The organism is Larkinella harenae, from assembly GCF_054780515.1.
In genome coordinates, this window is the sequence record NZ_BAAGWE010000004.1 from 281315 (window position 1) to 303844 (window position 22530).

Annotated in this window: 20 protein-coding genes; 6 read left to right on the forward strand and 14 right to left on the reverse strand. The window is 53.8% G+C overall.

Going from position 1 to position 22530, the window contains the following annotated elements; translation table 11 throughout:
- Positions 1–53 precede the first annotated feature (53 nt).
- On the reverse strand, positions 54–1676 hold the full coding sequence (locus ACYVH9_RS21215; protein ID WP_460638403.1) for an ABC-F family ATP-binding cassette domain-containing protein: 1623 nt from the start codon (positions 1674–1676) through the stop codon (positions 54–56).
- 193 nt (positions 1677–1869) lie between these two features.
- Positions 1870–2580 carry a head GIN domain-containing protein gene (locus tag ACYVH9_RS21220; RefSeq protein WP_460638404.1) on the reverse strand — a complete coding sequence of 237 codons (711 nt, stop codon included), beginning with the start codon at positions 2578–2580 and terminating at the stop codon, positions 1870–1872.
- A 170-nt stretch (positions 2581–2750) separates the two neighbouring features.
- Between ACYVH9_RS21220 and ACYVH9_RS21225 the strand changes: the two genes are divergently transcribed.
- The gene (locus tag ACYVH9_RS21225; protein WP_460638405.1) at positions 2751–3851 is read left to right on the forward strand and encodes a glycoside hydrolase family 130 protein; all 1101 of its coding nucleotides are present in this window, start codon (positions 2751–2753) and stop codon (positions 3849–3851) included.
- 58 nt (positions 3852–3909) lie between these two features.
- Here ACYVH9_RS21225 and ACYVH9_RS21230 read toward each other — a convergent pair whose 3' ends face one another.
- The 7 genes from ACYVH9_RS21230 to ACYVH9_RS21260 form a co-directional block, all read right to left on the reverse strand.
- Positions 3910–5049 (reverse strand): multinuclear nonheme iron-dependent oxidase, encoded by a 1140-nt coding sequence (locus ACYVH9_RS21230; RefSeq protein ID WP_460638406.1) that lies wholly within the window; start codon positions 5047–5049, stop codon positions 3910–3912.
- Positions 5050–5063: 14 nt separating this feature from the next.
- Positions 5064–5216 carry a chryseobasin-related MNIO class RiPP peptide gene (locus ACYVH9_RS21235; RefSeq protein WP_460638407.1) on the reverse strand — a complete coding sequence of 51 codons (153 nt, stop codon included), beginning with the start codon at positions 5214–5216 and terminating at the stop codon, positions 5064–5066.
- 129 nt (positions 5217–5345) lie between these two features.
- Complete coding sequence (locus ACYVH9_RS21240; protein WP_460638408.1) at positions 5346–6848, reverse strand: ATP-binding cassette domain-containing protein; 1503 nt, start codon at positions 6846–6848, stop codon at positions 5346–5348.
- Positions 6849–6958: 110 nt separating this feature from the next.
- Positions 6959–7645, reverse strand: a complete 687-nt coding sequence (locus tag ACYVH9_RS21245; RefSeq protein ID WP_460638409.1) for a glycoside hydrolase family 19 protein — start codon at positions 7643–7645, stop codon at positions 6959–6961.
- A gap of 147 nt (positions 7646–7792) precedes the next feature.
- Positions 7793–8122: a hypothetical protein gene (locus tag ACYVH9_RS21250; protein WP_460638410.1), complete on the reverse strand. Its 330-nt coding sequence runs from the start codon at positions 8120–8122 to the stop codon at positions 7793–7795.
- A gap of 99 nt (positions 8123–8221) precedes the next feature.
- Positions 8222–9559, reverse strand: a complete 1338-nt coding sequence (locus ACYVH9_RS21255) for a S8 family serine peptidase (RefSeq protein WP_460638411.1) — start codon at positions 9557–9559, stop codon at positions 8222–8224.
- Between the two features lie 102 nt (positions 9560–9661).
- On the reverse strand, positions 9662–10576 hold the full coding sequence (locus ACYVH9_RS21260; RefSeq protein ID WP_460638412.1) for a hypothetical protein: 915 nt from the start codon (positions 10574–10576) through the stop codon (positions 9662–9664).
- 552 nt (positions 10577–11128) lie between these two features.
- Between ACYVH9_RS21260 and ACYVH9_RS21265 the strand changes: the two genes are divergently transcribed.
- Positions 11129–13099 carry a glycoside hydrolase family 127 protein gene (locus ACYVH9_RS21265; protein WP_460638413.1) on the forward strand — a complete coding sequence of 657 codons (1971 nt, stop codon included), beginning with the start codon at positions 11129–11131 and terminating at the stop codon, positions 13097–13099.
- A gap of 70 nt (positions 13100–13169) precedes the next feature.
- On the opposite strand, the gene ACYVH9_RS21270 is transcribed toward ACYVH9_RS21265, so the two are convergent.
- The 4 genes from ACYVH9_RS21270 to ACYVH9_RS21285 all read right to left on the reverse strand — a co-directional run bounded on the left by ACYVH9_RS21270 (position 13170) and on the right by ACYVH9_RS21285 (position 16423).
- The gene (locus tag ACYVH9_RS21270) at positions 13170–14081 is read right to left on the reverse strand and encodes an NAD(P)/FAD-dependent oxidoreductase (protein ID WP_460638414.1); all 912 of its coding nucleotides are present in this window, start codon (positions 14079–14081) and stop codon (positions 13170–13172) included.
- A 161-nt stretch (positions 14082–14242) separates the two neighbouring features.
- A complete protein-coding gene (locus ACYVH9_RS21275; RefSeq protein ID WP_460638415.1) occupies positions 14243–14701 on the reverse strand; it encodes a hypothetical protein in 459 nt (152 codons plus the stop codon).
- A 104-nt stretch (positions 14702–14805) separates the two neighbouring features.
- Positions 14806–16020: a GTP-binding protein gene (locus ACYVH9_RS21280; protein ID WP_460638416.1), complete on the reverse strand. Its 1215-nt coding sequence runs from the start codon at positions 16018–16020 to the stop codon at positions 14806–14808.
- A 28-nt stretch (positions 16021–16048) separates the two neighbouring features.
- A complete protein-coding gene (locus ACYVH9_RS21285) occupies positions 16049–16423 on the reverse strand; it encodes a MerC domain-containing protein (RefSeq protein ID WP_460638417.1) in 375 nt (124 codons plus the stop codon).
- Positions 16424–16632: 209 nt separating this feature from the next.
- Here ACYVH9_RS21285 and ACYVH9_RS21290 point away from each other — a divergent pair, with 209 nt between their 5' ends.
- The 4 genes from ACYVH9_RS21290 to ACYVH9_RS21305 all read left to right on the forward strand — a co-directional run bounded on the left by ACYVH9_RS21290 (position 16633) and on the right by ACYVH9_RS21305 (position 20993).
- A complete protein-coding gene (locus ACYVH9_RS21290; protein ID WP_460638418.1) occupies positions 16633–17238 on the forward strand; it encodes an HAD family hydrolase in 606 nt (201 codons plus the stop codon).
- A 15-nt stretch (positions 17239–17253) separates the two neighbouring features.
- Positions 17254–19008 (forward strand): alpha-L-rhamnosidase-related protein, encoded by a 1755-nt coding sequence (locus ACYVH9_RS21295; protein WP_460638419.1) that lies wholly within the window; start codon positions 17254–17256, stop codon positions 19006–19008.
- Between the two features lie 108 nt (positions 19009–19116).
- The gene (locus tag ACYVH9_RS21300; protein ID WP_460638420.1) at positions 19117–19584 is read left to right on the forward strand and encodes a nuclear transport factor 2 family protein; all 468 of its coding nucleotides are present in this window, start codon (positions 19117–19119) and stop codon (positions 19582–19584) included.
- A gap of 113 nt (positions 19585–19697) precedes the next feature.
- Positions 19698–20993 carry a dienelactone hydrolase family protein gene (locus ACYVH9_RS21305; protein ID WP_460638421.1) on the forward strand — a complete coding sequence of 432 codons (1296 nt, stop codon included), beginning with the start codon at positions 19698–19700 and terminating at the stop codon, positions 20991–20993.
- A 77-nt stretch (positions 20994–21070) separates the two neighbouring features.
- Here the strand turns inward: ACYVH9_RS21305 and ACYVH9_RS21310 are convergent, their stop codons facing one another.
- Entirely contained in the window at positions 21071–22528 is a 1458-nt protein-coding gene (locus ACYVH9_RS21310) for a sulfatase family protein (RefSeq protein WP_460638422.1), read from the reverse strand.
- Between the last annotated feature and the right edge of the window lie 2 nt (positions 22529–22530).

The following is a 22530-nucleotide window of genomic DNA, read 5'->3' on the forward strand; positions in this document are numbered from 1 at the left end:
GACAAACTGTATACCGAAAACTATAAACCGTAAACCGTAAATTGCTTAACGCCCTACCGGTACAACGCTTCGCGCTGCGTTTTTACTTTTTCGTCCGTCAGGTATTCGTCGTACGTCATCAGCTTGTCGAGGAAACCGTTCGGGGCAATTTCAATGATGCGATTGGCAATCGTTTGTGCAAACTGGTGATCGTGCGAGGTAAACAAAACCGGGCCTTTGAAGTCAATCAAACCATTGTTGAGCGCCGTAATCGATTCCAGATCGAGGTGGTTGGTGGGTTCGTCGAGCAGGAGCAGGTTGGCCCCCGAAAGCATTACTTTCGACAGCATACACCGGACTTTTTCCCCCCCGGACAATACCGTGGATTTCTTCAGCGATTCCTCCCCCGAGAACAGCATCCGACCCAGAAAACCCCGAATAAAGCTTTCGTCTTTTTCCGCAGAAAACTGCCGTAGCCAGTCGACCAGGTTCAGGTCGTTCTGGAAGAATTTATCGCGGCCGGTGTCATTCGGAAAATACGAGGGCGTGATGGTGACGCCCCATTTGAACTCCCCTTTATCGGCTTTGCGTTCACCCGCCAGAATATCAAACAGGGCCGTAACGGCCAGCCCGTCGCGGCTGAAAACAAAGATCTTATCGCCCTTTCGCATGGAAAACGACAGGTCGTTGAACAGTTTAGCGCCTTCTTCGCCCGTGTAGCTAAGCCCTTCGACGTTCAAAATCTGGTCGCCAGGTTCGCGCTCTGATTTAAAATTGATGTACGGATATTTCCGGGACGAAGGTGCGATATCGTCAATCGTCAGTTTTTCCAGCAGTTTAGCCCGGCTGGTCGCCTGTTTCGACTTGGATGCGTTGGCCGAGAAACGCCGGATGAATTCTTCGAGTTCTTTCCGTTTATCTTCCGTCCGTTTGTTCTGATCCTGCCGTTGTTTCAGCGCCAGCTGGCTCGATTCGTACCAGAAGGTGTAGTTTCCGGTAAACAGTTTAACTTTCGAAAAATCGATATCGACAATGTTGGTACAGACCTGATCCAAAAAGTGCCGGTCGTGCGAAACCACGATCACGGTGTTCTGGAAATTGGCCAGAAAGTTTTCCAGCCAGATGCTGGATTCTACATCAAGGTTGTTGGTCGGCTCGTCGAGGAGCAGGATATCCGGATTTCCAAACAACGCCTGCGCCAGCAGCACCCGGACCTTCTCCGAACCGTTCAGGTCGGCCATCAGGCTGTAGTGCAGGTCTTCCTTGATGCCCAGGCCGCTCAACAACGTGGCCGCGTCGGATTCAGCATCCCAGCCGTTCATTTCGGCAAACTCGGCCTCCAGCTCGGCGGCTCGTTCGCCGTCGGCGTCTGAAAAGTCGGTTTTGGCGTACAGCGTGTCTTTTTCCTGGGTAATTTCGTACAGCCGCTGGTTGCCCATGACAACGGTTTGCAGCACCGGGTGTTCGTCGTAGGCAAACTGATTTTGTTTCAGCACCGAAAGCCGCTCGCCCGGAGTGATGGTCACCGAACCCGTCTGGGGTTCAATTTCGCCCGAAAGAATTTTGAGGAAGGTTGACTTACCGGCCCCGTTGGCCCCAATGACGCCATAGCAGTTGCCGGGTGCAAATTTTATATTGACGTCGTCGAACAACACCCGCTTTCCGTAACGGAGTGAGACGTTTTGTACTGAAATCATTCGATTGCTTTCCTGGTTGAATTGAAGGGGCAAAGGTACGGAAATCGGACCGTTAATGCCATTTTTCGGGCGAAAAACCCTGACAAAACCGGGTCTATACAACCAAAGACGGTTTTGCCAGGGTTTTGCCCGAAAGCGGACGGAGAAATTCAATAGAGATGGTCACTAACTAGCGCGGCTACCGCTTTCAGGATTAATCCCGTTCAATTTTGCTGGCGCCGGATGAGTTTTCCTTGATAAACGTTGGGTTCCCTTTGTAGCGAATGCCGCTGGCCCCGCTGGCTTCGGCCGTCAGCGATTTGGCCACGCTCACTTCCGCCTTGCTGGCCCCCGAAGCAATCACCGTAACGTCGTCGACGGCGTAGTTAAACGCTTCGAATTTTGACGCGCCGGATACATACGCCTGCAGTTTGGTGGCGGTTCCCTTCAGGGTTAATTTTGAGCCGCCGGACAGATCAACGGCGCTTTCGGCTGCGCTGACTTCCCAAGTGCCGTGCGATCCGCCGGATAGGTTGGCTGTCAGGCTGGTGAGGTTGCTGAATCCGTTGACGGTGGAATGTACTCCGCCCGAAAAGTCCACTTTCCGGAGCGTGGGCATGGTGATGATGAATTCCGTCGTGAATTTTCGGTTGCGGTGGCTGCGGTATTCCGCCGTTAAGGTTCCGTTCCGAACTTCCACTTTTAAATCAGCCAGATTTCGTTTATCACCTTTGGCCATAACGCTGAAGGTGGTGCCAGCCTGCACGTTAACATCAAAGCCGCTGCCCATTTCGAGCTGATCGAAACCGGTTAGCGAATACGTCTGCTGATCTTCCTGAAGAGGGCCGACATCTTCCCGGTTACAACTGGTCAGGCCGGTGAGAAAAGCCGTTAGCACGGTGAAAAATAAGACAAATCGTTTCATTCGTAGTTGTGTTTATTGTACGGCAAAATTGAGTTGATTTGGATTTTTCTTCAAGAATTTGCCGACTCAATTGGCGATTTAAGGAGTTGAAACGTATAATAGCAATCCTTACTCTATCTTTCTGCCAGACCAAAATCCGCAAATGGTTTAGGTCTGCAACCCCCAACATCATGGTGTACCGGTCCCTTTTTGTTCTTTTTCAACTTGTTTTCTGGCAGGCATCCTTTGCGCAATCGCCTTACAAACCCTGGATGATTGGGGCTTTTGTGAAGCAGGATGCGGCTAATCCGGTGCTGGAGGCTACCAACACCACGACGTTTCAATGTCCGGTCCGGAACGAAACCGTTCGCTGGGAGGAAAAAGATGTGTTCAATCCGGCTGTGGTGGTTCGGAAAGGAAAAATTTACCTAATCTACCGGGCCGAAGATACCGTGGGCAAACACGCCGGAACCTCGCGGCTGGGCCTAGCTACGAGCACGGACGGTTTGCACTTTAAACGGCGACCCAAACCCGTTTTTTACCCCGATAATGATCCCATGAAGGAGTTTGAATGGGAAGGCGGCTGCGAAGATCCACGCATCGTGGAAAGCCCGAATCGGGTGTATGTGATGACTTACACGGCGTACGACGGCGACAAAGCCCGGCTTTGCGTGGCAACATCCCGAAACCTGATCAACTGGAAAAAACAGGGTCTGGCGTTCGACGATCTGAAATACCGCAAGGAATGGTCGAAATCGGGGTCCATTGTGTGTAAGCGCATTGGCAACCGGCTGGTGGCGCAGCAGATCAACGGCAAATACTGGATGTACTGGGGCGATCAGCCGCAACTGTATTGCGCATCGTCGCCGGACCTGATTCACTGGACGCCCGTCGAAACTGCCAACGGGAAGTTGTACGCAGTGGCCGAACGACGCAAGAACAAGCACGATTCCCGCTTGCTGGAACCGGGCCCGCCCGCACTGTTGACCGACAACGGTATTGTGCTGCTCTACAATGGCATGAACCAGGCCAAAGACGGTGACCGCGATTTGCCGGACGGAGCCTATGCCGCCGGTCAGTTGCTGTTTGACGCCAATGACCCAACGAAATTGGTTGACCGCTCGGAAACCTACTTCATGAAACCGGATCAGCCGTATGAAACAACGGGCCAGGTCAATCAGGTTTGTTTCATTGAAGGGTTGGTGCCCTATAAAAACCGCTGGTTTCTGTATTACGGAACCGCCGACTCAAAAATTGCCGTGGCAACGGCTTCGCTGGAAACCGGAAAATGAGCGGAAACGATCCTGACAACGTTCCATAACCGCCAGCGGTAAAATTGGCAGGGTTGACTCAGTCAAAACCGTTACGCCATTTTTGGGCGATGGCCATGGCTGTTTCCAATTGAGCGGGGTGCCAGCTTTCGACCTTCCATTCAGAATCCGCCAAACTCGAATAAGTGAGAAGTGCCTGGGCATGCTGATGGTCAGTGGCCGTTTCAAGAATAAAAGCCAACTGCCGCTGCTGGTTGAACAAACCAAGATCTTCAAGGGGAGCCTCCGCCGTTCCGTTGAATGCCGCGGGGAGAAAGGCACTCAATGGCGTGTTGGTAAGGCGTTGTTGGTTTTTGCGGGTTACAACAGCTACGATACGCTGAAAGTCTTCGGCAAACCCCTGACGGGCGTCGGCTGTGACCAGGCCTGAGCCCAACTGCTCCATAACAACGTACTTGACGTTAGGGCAGCGATCAAGGACATCGTCCAGCCAGGCGAATAACTCCGGCGGTACCGCATCGTCGTGGGTATCGCGCCGGACGGGTCGTTCGGGGGTACTTTGGGTTGTGGCCCAACTGCCGCCGGAAAGGTGAATTTCCCGCACGCGCTCCAGGGGATAAGATTCCACCAGTTTGTCAAACGCAACACCGAAGTTCTGGCATTGACAGAACAGATTGTGCAGGTCTAAAATCAAAAAACCGTTGACGGGTTCAAGGAGCCTGGCCAGAAAGTCGCCCTGTTGGCGGACGTCATCCGGTGAATAGGCAAAGGCCAGATTTTCCAGGCCAACCGGGCAACGGGCGGTATCCTGAATCCGCTTCAGGCGATCCTGCCCAATCGCCAGGGTCGATGGCGTGAGAGGAACACTCAGGGGCGCACCCGTATGAAAGTCGGCCCCCGTCATAAAGCCAAAATGCTCGGTGATGTGGCTAAAGTGGTAACGCGTCACCAGCGTTGAAAGGCGATCCAGCCAGGCTTGCTGGTCGGGTGTCCAGCGCCCCGAAAACAGCGAGAAAAAAACGCCGTGACCAATCAGCTGGTGCGCATCGCTGTACGTGCGTAATAACGCGTCGAACCAGTCCGGCAACTGATCAACGCGATAAAGGGCGTCGAATGACCACTCCAGAGCAGCTACCTGCTCGGATGCGAAAAGGGGTAGACTGGCCTGCAACATATGGCTGTCCAAATTGCAGGCCAGTGCGGAATGAATGAAGGACATGGAAATGAGCCGAATTAACCCATGCCGCAAGCCGGGCAATCATAGGGTTGACGTTTTTCGGTTTCTTTCTTTTTGGGCTTGACATCATCCAGTCCGCATGAGGAACTGACGGTGGAAACGGCCACGGCTACGGCAATGGTCTGGAGCAGGGTTTTCGAAATTTTCATGGGTATCGGCTGGCAGCCCGAATTGCGGTTGCCTAGCGACGTAGAGTTATTTCAGGCCCTAAGGGTTGGAACGGCAATCATTATTTTGGAAAATACCCGCAGTCCGGCCTGATTTCCCTGTTCGTAAACCTACCACGGCTCGACGGTTCCCTGGCCCGCGTCCAGGCGCAGGACCTGCGTGACACAGGTTGGAATTTCTTCGGCATAGTGCGAAACGTACAGCAGCGTCCGGGCCGACGATTGACACAACTCATCAACCAAATCCCGAAACCGGGCAATGTGCGCCGGATCGAGGTTCTGGCAGGGCTCGTCCAGCACGAGCATCGGCGGGTTTTTCGACAGGGCGCGGGCCAGCAACACCCACCGTTGTTCGCCCGTGGAAAGCTCCGCCAGTCGTTTATCGCGCAGGTGCCGGATGCGCAGCAAATCCAGCATGAAATCGACGCGCTCCTGTTGATCGGACGTCAGCTTCCGAAATAATCCGGCGGTATCGAACAAACCGGAGGCAATGACTTTCCAGACGGGCTGTTCGCGGGGAAAATACAGGTGCAGCTCGGGCGAGACAAAACCGATGTTGCGTTTAATATCCCAGATGCTTTCACCGGTTCCGCGCTTTCGGTCAAACAGTGCATAATCATTGCGGTAGCTTTGTGGATTGTCGGCGGTGATCAGGCTCAGTAAGGTGGATTTTCCGGAACCGTTATGGCCCAGCACAGCCCACTTTTCTCCCCGGCGCACTTCCCAGTTGATGGAGTCCAAGACCAATTTATCGCCGTAACCGACGGAAACATTCCGCATCCGGACGGCGTAATTGAACGCCAGGAAGGAGGTGTTGAGCCAGCGCGGGAGCAGGGTAGGATCGGTGAGGGTTTCCGGGTCGGATTCGGGCCGGGCCGGGCGGTTTTCTTTCGGCCCCTGCCAGCTAATCTGTCCGTGGGTCAGCTCGACGACGTGCGTGATGCAAGCCGGGATTTCGCGGGGTGTGGTGGCCAGCACGAGTGTGGTTCCTTCCGCGGCAATCCGGTTCAGAATACCGTGCAGGCGTTCCCGGCTATTGGCATCCAGCCCGCCAAACGGATTGTCCAGCAGCAGCAGCCGGGGGCGACGCAGGAGCGAACGGGCCAGCAACGTCCGGCGGGTTTCGCCGTTGGAGAGCGAAGTAAGCCGCCGTTGCAACAGGTGCGTAATGTGAACCCATTCGGCTACTTCAGCGAGCCACTCTTCCGCGTAGGCCGGTGGGGGCAGCGTCACCGAGTGCGTGTCGATGGTGCCCGTGGGCTTGATCTGATTTTGCAATACTTCCCAGACCGTCGGCGACTCTTCGGCGGCATCAGCGTTGAACCGTTGTTGGTAAAACTGAGCGGCTGAAGCCACTTTTCGGTCAAACTGGTAGTCGTTCGCAATCTGCTCAACCGAATCCCGCAAGGCACCAATCGGGTGGAAATAGTACCCGCTGGCGATCGGCAGTTTCCCGCCCAAGGCGTCGAGAAACGAGCTTTTTCCGGAACCCGTTGCACCCAGGATGGCCCAGTTTTCGCCGGGCCGAAGCGCCCAGTTGAGGTTTTGCAGAACCAGGCCGGTGGGCCGGCGAACAACAGCATTTTGTAACGAAAGCAGGGAATCAACAGTCATTTCCGGTCAGGTTTGAGCCCCAAACTTAGCAAGACCGGCACAAACATCGGACGTTCGAATCGGAAATATGTTTAAGAAGACACGGTTTCGGGACCTGAACCACCCGGCGCTCAATTGGTGGGTTCGGCGGTGGGACGGACGGTTCTTGTACGGTTCAGGCTGCGGCTTCGTGAGGAGGCAGCAGGCCTGGCAAGAGCCGCGAACAAAACCTCGTCGAACCGCCGGGCCATGTCGGCGATGGTTTGCGCTTTATCGGTTCCGTTGATGATGGCGCGGGCTTTCTCGTACTCGGGTGGCACATTGTCTTTGATGAACTGGTCGAGCCGGCGGCCCGTAAACCAGCCTTCTTTCATGCCCTGCACCGCAATTTGATACGCTAATGACGGTTGTTTCGCCAAAGCCGGATCGTTGATCAGGTCGACGTTGAGGAAATTGCCCGCTCGCTGGTAATTGGCCCGTCCGGTCAGCTGCACATAGCCGCGACCTTTGAAGTGGGCTCCATCGCCCGGTTGAGTGTTGCCCAACACGTTGCCGACCCTCGTTTCTGGGCCATAGAGCCGGTTAAACCGTTCGTCGGTGCCAAATTCGTCGATGGGTTCCATCGTGTGGGCCGTTTCCCATTTGAAGGTTGCCAGACAATACGCCAGCTGTCGACGGTTTTTTTCGGAATCCGTAAAGCGGTCGTCCTGTTCGATCTGATCGATCAGAAAATCCAGGGCGTCAACCAGCGGTTGGGTCAGTTTACCGAAACGGGTTCGGTAGGCATCAAAGAAGTTTTTACGGTTGAAGGAAAGCATGATTGGGTATTATTTACGGAAATAGTTGTTGAAAAGAAACGGCACTGAGGTCAGAAAAGGTGGGTACGCGGTTGAAGCAGGAAAGTGAAAACCTGCGGATCGTGGAGTCAATCGTTGAGCCGCAGGTTGGGAAAAGCGGTGCCGGATTTACCAGGTAGGGTTGGCGTCGGGCGGGCCAATGTCGATGCCCGCTTCCGGCGAAACGTCCGTGACATCCGGGAGGGAGCGGAGCTTTTTCGCGGTTTCCTCGCTGGCGGTTCCCGTGACGCAGTTGATTTCGTCGAGTACCTGATCGACGGTAAAACCGTTTTGGGTCAATTCCTGCGCAACTTCTTTTGTCGGACGCCGATCCGAAAGCGTCACAATCCATTTTTTGGTTTCGGCCATACGCTTGTTGATAGAAGGGTGTAACTGCCTGTTGCCAGTGACGGTTAGCGAAAATAACAAAATGAGTAACCACTTTTTACCGGCAGACATGGTGTTTCGGGTGGAGTTTCGGAAAATTGGTAAAAGCGGTTGTCGGTGGCATTCAATGCGGCAAGGGACAGAACAATCCGCCCCTTGCCGCGTGAATTATCAGGGCGCTTGTACCAGTCCGGCCCCAACCTGCGAAACCGGGTAGGGCAGCCGCCGGGCCGCGGCCTGAAGTTTTCGCCACAGGCTGAGACCGCGCAGGTTGGGCGAGGTTTCGGCCCAGAGCGCTGCGCAACCGGCTACGTGCGGTGTGGCCATGCTGGTGCCGCTTTTGTTTCCGTACCGGGTGGGGCGGGGAACGGAAGAATACACATCCCGGCCCGGCGCGGCAATCTCAATTTTTCCTTTGTTGGAAAACGAAGACGGCGCCAGGTTTTTGTCCAATGAAGCCACCGATAGGATGGTAGGCGAATTGGCCGGAAAGCCCGTTGGTCCTCCAGCGTTACCGGCCGCGGCAATAATCAGACAGCCTTTGTTTAGCGCCGATTGCCCGGCCGCTGTATAGGAGGGTTGTACTCCGCCTTGGCCGCCAAGCGACATGGAAATGACGGCGCACCGGTTGGCAATGGCCCAGTTCATACCCGCCAGCACACTCGCCCCGACGCTACCGCCCGAATTGGACAAAACCTTTCCGACAAAAATGGAAGAGCGATAACCGATACCGTACCGCGGAATGGCTCCGGCGGGAGCTTTGGGGCCGCAGGCCGTGCCGATGCAGTGGGTGCCGTGGCTGTGCAGATCCTGAACGGGCTGACCAACGAACGTGGCGCTGACGATCGGGCGACCCGCAAAATCCGGGTGACCCAGATCCATGCCGGTGTCGAGTACGGCCACCCGAATCCCGTTTCCGCTGCGGAGGCTGGGCGGCACTTTGCAGGCGGCCAATCCCCAGGTAGCACCCAGTACCATGACTTCTTCTTCAATGTCGGCTGGCGAAAAACCGTTGCCGCGCATTTCCCGGGCAATGGTTTCGGTAGCCTGAAGAAACCCTCTCAGATAATCGCTGGAAGGGGCTTCGATGGTAGGTGTATGGCCGTTTTCCAGGAAATCGGTGAAGGCGTTCTCCGCAAAGACAAAATATTCCGGATCGATGGATTCGATGGGACTGTCGGCGGTTATTTCCGCAAACGTGTTCATTTTGCGTTCCTGAGCGGGTTCGCCACCCAGCAGTGCCACGCCGATTTCCGGAAAGACAATTGCGTCGGCATCTCCGGTATTTTCCAGAATGGTAGCCTGGTCGTTGAAGTCGCGGGCATCGGCGATGCGCAGGCCCTGGGCATTCAGCGACTGAAGGCCTTCTTCACCGGCGTCCTCTTTGAAGGTAACCAGGAACCGACCGGTTTCGAAGCTGTCGTCACCGCGTTCCAATGCCGCGAGCAATAATTCGTCGACGGAGGAAGAGGCTCGGTTTGGGGAACCGTTTGTATTTTTCTTAGCCATGATTTTTGTGTTGGAAAAGGTAAACAGGATGAAGAAATGGAGAGCAGAAAGGACAGAACGGGTTGAAAAGAGGTCCCGTTCTGTCCGAAACCGTGGGGCAACTCAGACAATGTACACGTACGGTACGCCAATGAAGTTGGCGTTGCCGGTGCTGAAATTAAGCTGGGCGGTTGATCCACCTCCGCGGGCGTAGACGTAGAAGGATGCCGTAACCCGCAGATACGCCTGATCAGCACCCAGTAGCGTGGAGTAATACATGGTACGCCAGCCATCAAAGCGGTCGTTTACGTTGATGTTGTCGTTGCCCATGGAAAACACATTGGTGCTGGCGGTTGCCTTGTAGTTGTACTGGTAACCCACTGCCGAAAGACTGATGCGGGCTCTGGCCTCCTTGGAGGTGAAAATGCCGTCGTCCGACCGGATGATGTAAAAACCGTTGAACGGCACCTGAATGGTATGGGAGTAGTTCCGATTTTCGGGCGCCCGGAAGGTAAACCACCAGTCGAGGTAAATCGTGAACGAAGCTGCTCCGCTACCCAGGAGTCCTGACCCGCTGCCATTGGCGTAGTCCCACAGGTCGAAATTGCCGGGGTTGTAACCCTGCCAGGAAATTTTACCATCCGAACCGTGCAACGTGGCATAGTACGGTTTGTAAAGGCCCAATGCCTGCGCTCCAACGGATGACGAAATCAGGTGACCCTCCGCAAAACCCGGATTATCGGACACGCTCGCTTCGGGCGCTTCGTCGATTCCGGCCACGGAAAGCGTATTGGACACTTCGGTGATGTAGGCTTCGACGGCGGTTTTGGCATCCTTGTGCATTTTCTCCTGCTTGTCCAGGAACGTCACAATGTCCTGGGGCAGACTCTTTTTGTATTCCGTCATCCGGGTCTGACCCAGTTGATCGGCTTTGGCAAGTTGGTCGGCTTCGGCTTTTTGTAGCCGCATGATTTCCTGACGACGAGCGTTTACGAGTTCTTTTAAAATGGTGTCGGAAGCTTTAAATCGCGGTTCCATGTGCTTGAAGTTTTGAAAGTTTGGTTACTAGAAAAACAGGCCATTGTGGATGGCGGGAAGAAAATGAGGAGAGATAGCGGGTATCTCCGTAGGACGCGCAGCCGGTAGAAACTGGTGTGATGGAGCGGAATTCGACCCCGCCGATGGGATAGACACGGCGGAGTTAACCGTTAACGGTGGCAGAAAAAAGCCGGTAAAAGGGACCTGCCGGGAAAGACCGATAGGTCGATGATCATTCGGAAAGCAAGCCGTTCGTTTTAGCCATACACGTTTCGCATTTGTCAGTGTGGAGATAGTGAGCCTGGCCAGACCGCTGTAAAACAATGCAAAAAAATAATGGCAGAGAACTAAGGATTATTTTGCGGCAAATAGGTAATAATCAACATTTTATTGCTGGATCATATTGGCTTTTAACGCGCGAAATAAAAAGGGGGAAAAGTCAGCCGTTTGGTTCGGACCCGTAAATCTTTACGGTTTTAGCCCGATTCTATGGAACAAATTCTATTTTTGAACCACTGTTGCTGCGTTTTCCTAAACTCGTTTTCTACCCCCATGATACTCCGTAATTCACTTCTTTTGACCGCCCTGGTGGTTGCTTTTTGTCTGTCAACCCGGGCGCAGGTACCTATTAAACGGTTTGAGCCAGTTGGCTTTTCGCAGGTGGATATTACCGATCATTTCTGGCGCCCGAAGCTCGATAAGGTTGCTACCACTACCTTGCAGGCCTGCATTGTCCAGACCGAAGAAAAAACGGGCCGCATCCGGAATTTTGAAAAAGTGCAGCGCGGGCGACACGAAAAACATGAAGGTATTTATTACGACGATAGCGATGTTTACAAAGCCTTGGAGGCCATTGCCTATTCCTTGAAAAACCGTCCGGACGCTGAACTGGAAAAGAAAGCCGATGAATGGATTGACAAGATTGCGGCCGCCCAGCAGCCCGACGGTTACCTGAATACGTACTACACGCTGGTGGGGCTGGACAAACGCTGGACCGACATGGAAAAGCACGAAGACTATTGCGCCGGTCACCTGATTGAAGCGGCTGTAGCCTATTACAACACAACGGGAAAGCGCAAGTTGCTGGATGTGGCCATTCGGTTTGCGGATCATATCGATGCCACGTTTCGGCAAGCCAACCGGCCCTGGGTCAGTGGCCACCAGGAAATTGAGCTGGCCCTGATGAAATTGTATCACCAGACCAAAAACGATCGGTACCTGAAACTGGCCGATTGGTTTCTGGGGCAACGTGGCCGCGGTTTTGGTAAAGGGAAAATCTGGGATGACTGGAAAGACCCGAATTATTGCCAGGATGGGCAGCCGGTCAAGGAGCAGAAAGAAATTACCGGACACGCCGTGCGGGCGATGTACATGTATACCGGAGCCGCTGATGTGGCGGCTTCCAACGGCGACGCTGACTACATGAAAGCCATGAAAACCGTCTGGGAAGATGTGGTTTGCCGAAACATGTACATCACCGGTGGCATTGGTTCGTCGGGTAAAAACGAAGGATTTTCGGTGGATTACGATCTGCCCAATGAAACAGCGTACTGTGAAACCTGTGCGTCGGTCGGCATGGTATTCTGGAACCAACGCATGAACCGGCTCACCGGTGAGGCTAAGTACATCGATGTGCTGGAGCGGAGCCTGTACAACGGCGCGCTGGACGGGCTGAGCCTGAGTGGTGACCGGTTTTTTTACGGCAACCCGCTGGCATCCAACGGCAACAACGCCCGCAGTGAGTGGTTCGGAACGGCCTGCTGCCCTTCGAATATTGCCCGGCTGGTGGCGTCTTTGGGTGATTACATTTACGGTAAAAACGATTCCGGCATCTGGGTGAATCTTTACATCGGTAGCAACACAAAGGTTAAAATCGGCAAGACCGAAGTACCGGTTACGATGGAAACCAATTATCCGTGGGAAGGCAGCGTGCGTTTGACGGTTCAACCGGCGAAAAAGACCGCTTACACGCTGCACCTACGAATTCCGGGATGGGTCAGCAACGTGCCGGTGCCCGGCGATCTGTACCGCTTTGCCGACGAAAGCAAGGCGGCCATTACCGTTAAGCTGAACGGAAAACCGGTGGAATACAAAGAAGAAAACGGCTACGTAGTGATCAACCGGACCTGGCAAAAAGGTGATATGGTCGAGCTGTATCTGCCGATGGAAGTGAAGCGGGTAACAGCTAAAAAAGAGTTGGTGGCCGCTAACGACCGGGTTGCCATTCAGCGGGGACCGTTGGTTTACTGTGTGGAAGGTGTTGATAACAACGGCCAGGCCTGGAACCTGCTGGTGCCCGAACAAACGACCTTTACCACCCAATCGTATCAGGTGAGTACCGAACCGGTGGTGGCCATTCAGGCCCAGTTGCCGGTGGTGGGGCCATCGGCGGATGGTTCGAGTGTGACAACGGAGAAAAAAAATGTTACGGCTATTCCATACTACGTGTGGGCCAACCGGGGCAAAAGCCCAATGCAAGTCTGGCTCCCCACGAAAGCCAAGCAAGTCAAGCTGGTGGATTAATGGCCTGACTACCAACCCTGCAAGGCTTGTGCGACCTTGCAGGGTTGAGTTAGTCGAGCACTAGAACGGATTAAAATTCTTCGTTGATCAGTTCGCGGTTGAGTACGGCAGCCGCTTTCATGCCGGTCATGGCGGCCACCGAAACCTGACGCAGCATCGTTTGCGTATCACCGGCTGCATACACGCCCTCTGTTGTTGTTTTGCCAAATTCATCGACGATCACCAATCCTTTTTCATCGTGTTCACAACCCAGTTGCTGCCCCAGGTCCGACGCTTGCTGTAAGGTTGGGTGGGCATAGAGGGCATCAAGTGAAACGCTGGAATCGTCGGCCAGCTTAAGCGAACGAAGCTGACCCGCCTGGTGTTGAAGCGCTACAATTGGGGTTTCGATAATGGAAATAGCGTGTTGCTGAAGTTTGGCCTGCTGCTCGGCAGTCAGGGTTGAGGGCCCGTTGGTAAATAGCCGCAAACCGGGGTTCCAGTGTTGGATCAACTTGGCCAGTTCAAAGCCTGCATCCCCATTACCCAGCACACCAACGGTTTTGTCTTTGACTTCATAGCCGTGACAATACGGGCAGTGCAGGATCGAGATTCCCCAGCATTCGGCAAAACCGGGCAGGGCAGGGAGAATATCTCTGAGGCCGGTCGCCAGCAGCAACCGTTTGGCTTGGTACGAATCGCCCGTATGGGTGGTGACCGTAAAGCCGCGTAACGAACGCGTAGCGGAGCGCGCGGTTGCGGTTTCCAACCGGACCGTCGGATACGCCAGGGCTTGCTGCCGGGCAATGCTGCTGAGCTGGGCGGGCGTTTCGCCGTCCCGCGTCAGGAAACTATGGGAGTGGGGCGTCTGGCGATTGGCAGGCTGGCCGTTGTCGATGACCAGAACCGTGCGTAAGGCGCGGCCCAGTACCAGCGCGGCACTCAAACCAGCGTAACTACCGCCCACAATAATGACATCGAAGAAATTTGAAGAAGATTCCATGTTGAACTGAAACTACACTCGTGGGGAAATTTAGTTGCTTTCTATTTGCAACAACGTTGCAAATAGAAAGGTTTCAGTAAGGCAACAAAGATTTGGAGCGCAAAAAGAACGGTTTTACCAGAATCATTCTGGTAAAACCGTATTGACTCAGAAAGAATGAATTAACGAAGGATGGTGCTGGCCTGGGTGAGTGCACTTTCGGTTCGTTCCTGAATTTGCCGGATGTTATCGAGTGTTTCCCGCTGTAAATTCCGCATCTGATCCGCTGGCAGGTCTTTCAGCGTGGCGTCGGCATGGTGATGGTGTTCGTGTTTTCCGTGCTCGTGGTGGTGCTCATGGGGCATTCCCGGTACTTCCACCAGATTTTCCTCCCACTGTTCAAATGCCTTTTTTAAACTGTCGAGGCTGGCAGCTGTGGCTACAGCCGCGGGCTCGTTGCGGTTGGCGAGCAGCGATCGAAGCGAATCAATCTGGTCAATTTTGGGTTCTACCAACTTTTGGACCTGAGTTGCATCATTATGGTATTGAGCGGCTTCTACCAGCAGTGGGTCTTTTTTTTCGGAAGACGAACAGGCCGCCAGCAAGGAAATAAGTGCAACAGAAAGAAGGAGATGATTCATCGAACAGGTTGTTTATGGCAGTAACTTAATTTCAGCAGAAAGATACATGGTATGCAACTGTGTTGCAAGTTTGCGGTAAAAACGGTGCCAGTTTGTTCATCAGATCATTCCCAAACCGGAAACGGATCGGTAAACCGTCCCCCGGCATTGAGGAGTTGAAGTTCGGCTTCCGTACACAAGCAATCCTGCAATTCGCGGTTGATCTGGGGTTCATTTAAATCCTGCCCAATAATGACCAGTTCGTTCTGGCGGTCACCAAATTTGGGGTGCCAGCGTGCTTCAATGGAAGGCTGATTGTCGACAAAACTGGCGTAACGAATACGTTGGCTAAAGGGCATGGATGCCCACCAGATCCCGGCTTTTTCGGCCCGCAAACTACCACCGGCCTGACTGAAATTGAGGGCATCGTTGGGCCGGGAAGCCAGCCAGAAAAGTCCTTTGCTGCGAAGGATGGTGGCCGGAAAATTTTCGCTCAGGTAATGCCAGAACCGGGCGGGGTGAAACGGTCGGCGGTCGCGGAACACGAACGAACTAATGCCGTATTCTTCTGTTTCCGGCCGATGTCCTTTTCCGCTACGGTGGTTTTGTAATTCCTGAATCCAGCCCGCCGATTGCGATACTTCCTCGAAATCAAACCGCTGGGTGTTCAGGATAAGCGCCGGATCGACGCGGCCAAACTGGCTTTCGAGCAACAGGGCGCCGGGGTTGAGGGTTTGCAGGATGGCTTTCAGTTCGCCAAGCTGATGCGGACTTAATTGATCGGTTTTGTTGAGCACCAGCACATTGGCGAATTCGATCTGGTCGGTTAGCAGATTGACGATGGAACGAGTATCGGCTGCGTCGTCGTTGAGGTTTCGGTCCACCACGGTTTCCATACTCCCAAAATCGCGCCCGAAGTTTGCCGCGTCGACCACGGTGACCAGCGTATCCAGGCGGGAAAAACGTGATAGGTCAGCCCCATTTGGATCGTCGGACTGAAACGTGAAGGTCTGAGCCACGGGCAGCGGTTCCGAAATGCCCGACGACTCGATGAGCAGGTAGTCGAAGCGGTTTTCGCGGGCCAGTCGCTCCACTTCCAGCATCAGATCTTCGCGCAGGGTGCAGCAGATGCAGCCGTTGGACATTTCCACCAGTTTTTCTTCCGTCCGCGACAGAGTATTCTCATTCCGCACGAGTTGCGCGTCAATGTTTACCTCGCTCATGTCGTTAACGATGACGGCCACTTTCAGCCCGGCTTTGTTGTGGAGCACATGATTGAGCAAAGTGGTTTTGCCAGCTCCTAAAAAACCGCTCAAAACCGTTACAGGAAGTCTTTTCATGATAGTGAGTAGAGGATAAAGAAATTGCTTACGATGCGTGGTGATGCTGATGGGAGCGGAGGTTGAGAATATGCATGGCGATCAGTCCGGCAGATGCGGTAAACGCCAGGTATTCAAAGCTTTCGTGGATGTCTTCCAGCAGCAGGGCTCCGGCAAACAAACCAAGGAAAGTCCAAAGGCCGATTCGGATATAGGATTGGCTGGCCCGGCGCGTAGCGAAGAAAACCGCCACGATGTTCACGAGGATAAAAACGTAATCCAGACTCAGGAAACCAATACGGAGCGTTCGGTCGGTGAGCAGGGTAGAAGAGATGAGCAGAACGGGCGTGATGAGGCAGTGGATGATGCAGAGGACTGAACCGGTGATGCCGATGACGTCGGCTTTGTTGTACGATGTTGCCATAACAAACGGAGTTTTGAAGTAATCGGGTGCGGCAAAAGTACGTAAAATTCCATAAATGCAACAATGTTGCAAAAATGAAAAAATAAATTGTGTTACCAACTGCAATTCTAAAATCAAACAACAGACCGTCTCTGGCCGAAACCACCGGAAGGTTAAATCGAGAATTTTTAAGTTATTGGGGATTCATTGGACATTATCTTTTACAGCGCATGATTAACACCGTCATTTTTGATCTGGGAGCCGTTCTGATCGACTGGAACCCGCATCATCTCTATTCTAAATTTTTGCAACAAGAAGAAATGCTTCAGTTTCTGGCAACGGTTTGTACGCCAGCCTGGAACGAAGAACAGGACGGGGGACGCTCACTGGCCGAAGCCACCGAGCTGCTCGTGGCGCAATTTCCGGAACACGAAGAAAACATCCGGCACTTTTACGGCCGGTGGGACGAAATGCTGGGGGGCGAAATTGCCGGAACAGTCGACCTGCTCCGGCAGCTGAAAGCAAGTGGCAAGTACAAGCTGTATGCGTTGACGAACTGGTCGGCCGAAACATTTCCGATTGCGCAGGAACGCTACGAGTTTTTGACCTGGTTCGACGGTATTGTGGTGTCTGGCACCGAAAAAGACCGCAAACCGTTTGCTTCCTTTTACAATACCCTCCTCAACCGCTATTCGGTTCAACCCGATGAGGCTCTGTTCATCGATGACAGTCTCCGCAATATCAAAGCGGCTGAACAACTCGGTATTCACGCGATCCATTTTCAAAATCCCGATCAGTTGAAAGAAGCACTGATGGAATATGGCATTCTTTCCTGAATCCTCTAAAACCGTATGAAAAAACCGTTCTTCCTAACCCTAAACCTTTGTCTGGCCCTGATCAGCCTGGCCCAGGCACAACTGCCCCCCATCTTTGAACCATCCCGCGCGAAAGAAGCGCAAACCGAAGCTACCGTCCGGCGGTTTTTGTCGCCCGTGAAGATTCTGTGGCAAACCGGTACCATTCGCAACGCCGAACGGCTTTTGCAGGTCGGTAACGGCCAGGCCGATCTATCCGGAAAAAACATGTGTTCCCTGAAAAGTGACGCCAATGGCAAGGCGAGTCTATTGCTCGATTTTGGCCGCGAATTGCACGGTGGACTGCAAATCGTGACGGGGCAGTGGAAAGAAAGCAAGCCGATCACGGTCCGGATTCGGTTTGGGGAGTCAGCCAGCGAAGCCATGGCAGACATTGAACCCAAGCAGAACGCCACCAACGACCACGCCATCCGTGATTTGACGGTGCAGGTGCCCTGGCTGGGTAAACTGGAAATCGGAAACACGGGCTTCCGGTTCGTTCGGATCGATCTCGTAGACGGCAATACCGAGCTGCTGCTGAAAGAGTTGCGGGCCATTTTTGTGTTCCGGGATATTCCGTACCTGGGGTCATTCCGCAGCAGCGACGAATTGCTGAATAAGATTTGGGCAACGGGCGCGTATACCGTTCATCTGAACATGCAGGACTACCTCTGGGATGGCATCAAACGCGACCGGCTGGTGTGGGTGGGCGACATGCACCCCGAAGTAGCGACGATCAACGCGGTTTTTGGCTACAACGAGGTTGTGCCGAAAAGCCTGGATCTGGCGCGCGACATTACACCGCTGCCGGGCTGGATGAACGGCATCAGTACCTATTCAATGTGGTGGCTATTGATTCATAAAGACTGGTATTTGCAGAACGGAAATCTGGCTTACTTAAAGGAGCAGCAGCCTTACCTGGTGAAACTGGTGGATCTGCTAATCCAGAAAATTGACGATAAAAACAGCGAAAAACTCGACGGGACGCGGTTTTTGGACTGGCCTTCCAGTGAAAACCCGAAAGGCATTCACGCCGGATTGCAATCGATGCTGGTGTGGTCGCTGCAAGCGGCTGGTGACCTGAGCCGAATTCTGAAGGATCCGGCTACCGCCAAAAAATGCGACGAGGCCGTAGCTCGACTGAAGAAGTACGTGCCTGACCCAAACCATTCTAAACAGGGCGCGGCATTGCTCGCGCTCTCGGGCCTGATGACCGCCGAAAAAGCGAACAAGGACGTTCTGTCGGTGGGTGGTGCTCATAACTTCTCGACGTTTTACGGGTATTACATGCTTCAGGCGCAGGCTAAAGCGGGCGACTACAAGGGTGCGCTGGCCAACATTCGGGAATTCTGGGGTGGGATGCTGGACCTAGGGGCAACTACCTTCTGGGAGGATTTTAACCTGGATTGGGTTAAAAACGCCGGTCGGATCGATGAGCTGGTTCCGGAAGGAAAAAAAGATATTCACGGCGATTGTGGCGCGTACTGCTACGTCGGTTTTCGGCACAGTCTGGCGCATGGCTGGGCGTCGGGGCCCACGCCCTGGCTGACGGAGCACGTGTTGGGAATCAAGGTGGTCGAGCCGGGTTGCAAAGCCATTAAGATTGAACCTCACCTGGAAGACTTGACCTTCGCCGAAGGGAGCTTCCCGACGCCGTATGGAGTCGTGAAGGTCAAGCACACGAAACTGGCCAGCGGCAAAATTCAATCGGAGGTCTCAGGACCGAAGGAAGTGCGAATCATTCGGCAGTGATTGGCTGGTGGGACAATCGCGTTGCTGGGAAATTTTAGGACAAAAACCGCCGGATCAACAATCTGATCCGGCGGTTTGTCGTTGCACCATCGTGACCCCCGTCGACTTATGAAACAAAGCCTACTGCTTCTTCTTTCCTTTTTGTGTTTTTCCGGCCTTTCGCGGGCGCAAGTGCCCACCCATAAACCCATCAATCGGGCGCAATTCATTCGGTTAATGCAAACCGTAGCCGACGGCCTGAATGAAAACAACGGGCGAAAAGCCGCAGATTGCTTCGCGCTGGATGCGATTTATTCCGAACCGCCCAACAAACAGATTTACCGGGGCCGCGACCGGATTTTTGAATTTTTCGGGGGCTGGAAAGGGCGCCCGAAACTTACGCAGATGGTCTGGCATCACCTGGCTTTCGACGAGCAGACGCAGACCGGCTCCGGGGAGTTTTCGCTCACCTATGGCTCAACGGTTCATGGCATGGTTAGCATTCGGATTCGTGACGGGTTGATTGGCAACTGGCGGGAATATTTTTACCAGTCGGCGCTGGACTGGAACGGTTTTGTGTTGCAGAATCCGTTTTGAAAAACCGCTCATTCCGGTTAAAAAGCCGTTTTAGTTGTGGTTTTGTCGGTTCAGATAGTTTGTTTTTCGCGCCGGACCAATAACTTTGGTCATTGCTTCTGAACTCCTAAAAAATGAAATTCGACCCTGCCCGCAGAACCTTTATCAAGTCGTCCTTGCTGACCAGTTCCGTTCCTTTTCTTCCGCCCGGCCTTGACGCGATCTGGGCAAATCAGGAAGACAACCCAATTCCCCCCGGAGTGGCGCCCGAAACGAAAAGTATCATCGGGGCGTATGGCCCCTGGGCGGCTTCGCTTCATCCGCATCGCGCCCTCTCGTTCCGGAATGCCGAGTGGAAACCGGCGCAGCTGGCTCGGTGGAAAAAAGAAGCGGTAAGCAAAACCAAGGAATTGGTGTCGGCTCCTCCTCAACCGGCTATGCCCCGCGTGCAGATTGACCGAACGTTTGAGTATGACGGTTTGGTAATTGAAGAAATAAGCTGGCAACTGCCTTACGGCAGACCCACGAAGGCCGTTGTTCTAAAGCCGAAAGGAGCCAAGGAACCCTTGCCTGGCATACTCGCGCTGCACGACCATGCCGGGAAGAAATATTTCGGGTACCGGAAAATCGTCAAAACCGGGGATGACCAGCACCCGTTGCTGGTTGAACATCAGCAGGAGGATTACAGTGGAAGAGCCTGGGCCAATGACATTGCCAAGCGGGGATACGTGGTGCTGGTGCACGATGCGTTTGCGTTTGGCAGCCGGCGGGTCTTGTATGAAGAGGTAGTTGACTTAAAGTATGAAGGACTCGACACCAGGGGGAAAACCGATGCCGACCCGGAGAAAAAGGAGAACATCGAGGCCTACAACAAATGGTCTGCCGAACATGAAAACGTCATGTCAAAGTCCTTGTTTTGCGCGGGAACCACGTGGCCGGGGGTTTTCCTGACCGAAGATCAGGTGGCCCTGTCCATTTTGTGCGCCCGAAAAGATGTTGATCCGCAGCGGGTGGGCTGTGGCGGTTTGTCCGGCGGGGGCCTCAGAACCGTCTATCTGGCGGGGTTGGATGATCGGGTCAAATGCTGCGTTTGCGTCGGCTTCATGACAACCTGGAATGATCTGACGTTGCACAAAACGTATACGCATACCTGGATGACCTATACGCCTTTGTTGCCCAAGTACCTTGATTTTCCGGAAATTCTGGGATTGCGCGTCCCCCTTCCGACGATGGTTCAAAGCAACAATCAAGATGAATTGTATACGCTGCCCGAAATGAAAGCAGCCGACCAGATCCTTAAAGAAGTGTTTGTAAAAGCCGGAGCGTCAGATCGGTATACAAGCCGGTTTTACGACGGTGAGCACAAATTCGATAGTGTTATGCAAGCTGATGCATTTGACTGGTTTGACCGGTGGCTGAAAAAGGCATAGCCCCAAAGTAAAACGGCCTCCAATTTACCGATTGGAGGCCGTTTTGTTTGGGGAGAAGCTCAGGCAACGCAAGGGTCTTATTTGGCAATCTGGCCCGCGGGACGCACATTTTTTCCGGTTCGGTTTTGTAGATCATCACCCAGATCGTTCCGGGCTTCTTCGGCCACTTTTTCGAGGGCTGCTACAATGTCCGGATTTTGCTCGCGCACATCGTACCTCTCACCCGGATCACGCCGGAGATCATACAGGGCCGCCGGAAAACCGTGCGTCTCGGTGGTAGGACCGGGCTGACCACCTTTGCCCGGCATAAATCCTTCGTAGGTGCGTCCGGGATGCGCAAACACCAATTTCCAATGACCCTGGCGAACGGCTTCGAGGCTGTTTTTTCGGTAATAATAGTAAAACCGGTCGCGGGGCGTGGCGGTTTCATCGCCCTTTAACAGGGCGACCATGTCCACGCCGTCAATGGCTTTTTTGGGCAGGCGCGCCCCACACAACTTAGCGACCGTCGGCAGAATTTCCATCGTCGTCAGCAATTTATTGGAAACCCGCCCGGCCGGAACCACGCCCGGCCAGCGAATAATGCAGGGCACGCGGTGTCCTCCTTCAAACGAAGTGCCTTTGCCTTCACGAAAACCGCCTGCCGAACCCGCGTGCTCGCCGTAATTGAGCCAGGGGCCGTTGTCGCTCGTAAAAATGACGAGGGTATTTTTATCCAACCCCTGCTGTTTTAGTTCCTGCAAAATCTGGCCGACCGACCAGTCGAGTTCCATCATCACATCACCCAGCAAGCCGGCTGAACTCTTCCCCCGAAAGCGACTTGAAGCCGCCAGCGGAACGTGCGGCAATGGGTGAGGAACGTACAGAAAAAAGGGCTGTTTTTTGTGTTTTCGGATAAAACCGATGGCCTGTTCGGTGATGCTCGGAGTCAGCTCGCTGGCATCTTCCAGCGTTTTAATCTCCCGCCCGGGGGTATCTCCTTCGATCAGGTGCAGGGGCGGATAATGGGCGTTGGCCTGGTTGGGGTGCAACGGCCACATATCGTGCGAATAAGGCACCCCATAATAGTCATCAAAGCCCTGCTGACGGGGTAAAAAGGCCTTCTGGCTGCCCAGGTGCCATTTTCCAAAGATGCCGGTTGCATAGCCTTTTTCCTTCAGCAGTTCCGCAATCGTTTCTTCTTCCGGATTCAGACCAATGGGCGAACCCGGCCCCAGCGCTCCGGAAATGCCAACCCGGTTGGGATAACAGCCGGTTAGCAAAGCCGCCCGCGATGCACTGCAAACCGCCTGAGCGGCCAGAAAACTCGTGAATCGGGTGCCTTCGGCGGCCATTTGGTCGAGGTTGGGGGTGGTGTAACCAGTAGCACCGTAACACGACAGGTCGCCGTAGCCCAGATCATCGATGAAAAACAAAACAACATTCGGCGGACTGGCCTTCGGCTGGCTTACCCATCCGCTCAGGCCAAAACCAATTCCGGAAAGAAGAACGAGACAAAAAAGAAGGTTGAAGAAAGGGAATTTGCTGAGGTTCATTT

Excerpts from the sequence above, each read along its gene's own strand:
- ACYVH9_RS21285 (WP_460638417.1), bottom strand. The coding sequence starts at position 16,423 with ATGGCAACATCGTACAACAAAGCCGACGTCATCGGCATCACCGGTTCA.
- ACYVH9_RS21310 (WP_460638422.1), bottom strand. The coding sequence starts at position 22,528 with ATGAACCTCAGCAAATTCCCTTTCTTCAACCTTCTTTTTTGTCTCGTT.
- ACYVH9_RS21290 (WP_460638418.1), top strand. The coding sequence starts at position 16,633 with ATGATTAACACCGTCATTTTTGATCTGGGAGCCGTTCTGATCGACTGG.
- ACYVH9_RS21250 (WP_460638410.1), bottom strand. The coding sequence starts at position 8,122 with ATGTCTGCCGGTAAAAAGTGGTTACTCATTTTGTTATTTTCGCTAACC.
- ACYVH9_RS21235 (WP_460638407.1), bottom strand. The coding sequence starts at position 5,216 with ATGAAAATTTCGAAAACCCTGCTCCAGACCATTGCCGTAGCCGTGGCC.
- ACYVH9_RS21270 (WP_460638414.1), bottom strand. The coding sequence starts at position 14,081 with ATGGAATCTTCTTCAAATTTCTTCGATGTCATTATTGTGGGCGGTAGT.
- ACYVH9_RS21300 (WP_460638420.1), top strand. The coding sequence starts at position 19,117 with ATGAAACAAAGCCTACTGCTTCTTCTTTCCTTTTTGTGTTTTTCCGGC.
- ACYVH9_RS21305 (WP_460638421.1), top strand. The coding sequence starts at position 19,698 with ATGAAATTCGACCCTGCCCGCAGAACCTTTATCAAGTCGTCCTTGCTG.
- ACYVH9_RS21240 (WP_460638408.1), bottom strand. The coding sequence starts at position 6,848 with ATGACTGTTGATTCCCTGCTTTCGTTACAAAATGCTGTTGTTCGCCGG.
- ACYVH9_RS21215 (WP_460638403.1), bottom strand. The coding sequence starts at position 1,676 with ATGATTTCAGTACAAAACGTCTCACTCCGTTACGGAAAGCGGGTGTTG.
- ACYVH9_RS21265 (WP_460638413.1), top strand. The coding sequence starts at position 11,129 with ATGATACTCCGTAATTCACTTCTTTTGACCGCCCTGGTGGTTGCTTTT.
- ACYVH9_RS21280 (WP_460638416.1), bottom strand. The coding sequence starts at position 16,020 with ATGAAAAGACTTCCTGTAACGGTTTTGAGCGGTTTTTTAGGAGCTGGC.
- ACYVH9_RS21275 (WP_460638415.1), bottom strand. The coding sequence starts at position 14,701 with ATGAATCATCTCCTTCTTTCTGTTGCACTTATTTCCTTGCTGGCGGCC.
- ACYVH9_RS21220 (WP_460638404.1), bottom strand. The coding sequence starts at position 2,580 with ATGAAACGATTTGTCTTATTTTTCACCGTGCTAACGGCTTTTCTCACC.
- ACYVH9_RS21295 (WP_460638419.1), top strand. The coding sequence starts at position 17,254 with ATGAAAAAACCGTTCTTCCTAACCCTAAACCTTTGTCTGGCCCTGATC.
- ACYVH9_RS21245 (WP_460638409.1), bottom strand. The coding sequence starts at position 7,645 with ATGCTTTCCTTCAACCGTAAAAACTTCTTTGATGCCTACCGAACCCGT.
- ACYVH9_RS21225 (WP_460638405.1), top strand. The coding sequence starts at position 2,751 with ATGGTGTACCGGTCCCTTTTTGTTCTTTTTCAACTTGTTTTCTGGCAG.
- ACYVH9_RS21230 (WP_460638406.1), bottom strand. The coding sequence starts at position 5,049 with ATGTCCTTCATTCATTCCGCACTGGCCTGCAATTTGGACAGCCATATG.
- ACYVH9_RS21255 (WP_460638411.1), bottom strand. The coding sequence starts at position 9,559 with ATGGCTAAGAAAAATACAAACGGTTCCCCAAACCGAGCCTCTTCCTCC.
- ACYVH9_RS21260 (WP_460638412.1), bottom strand. The coding sequence starts at position 10,576 with ATGGAACCGCGATTTAAAGCTTCCGACACCATTTTAAAAGAACTCGTA.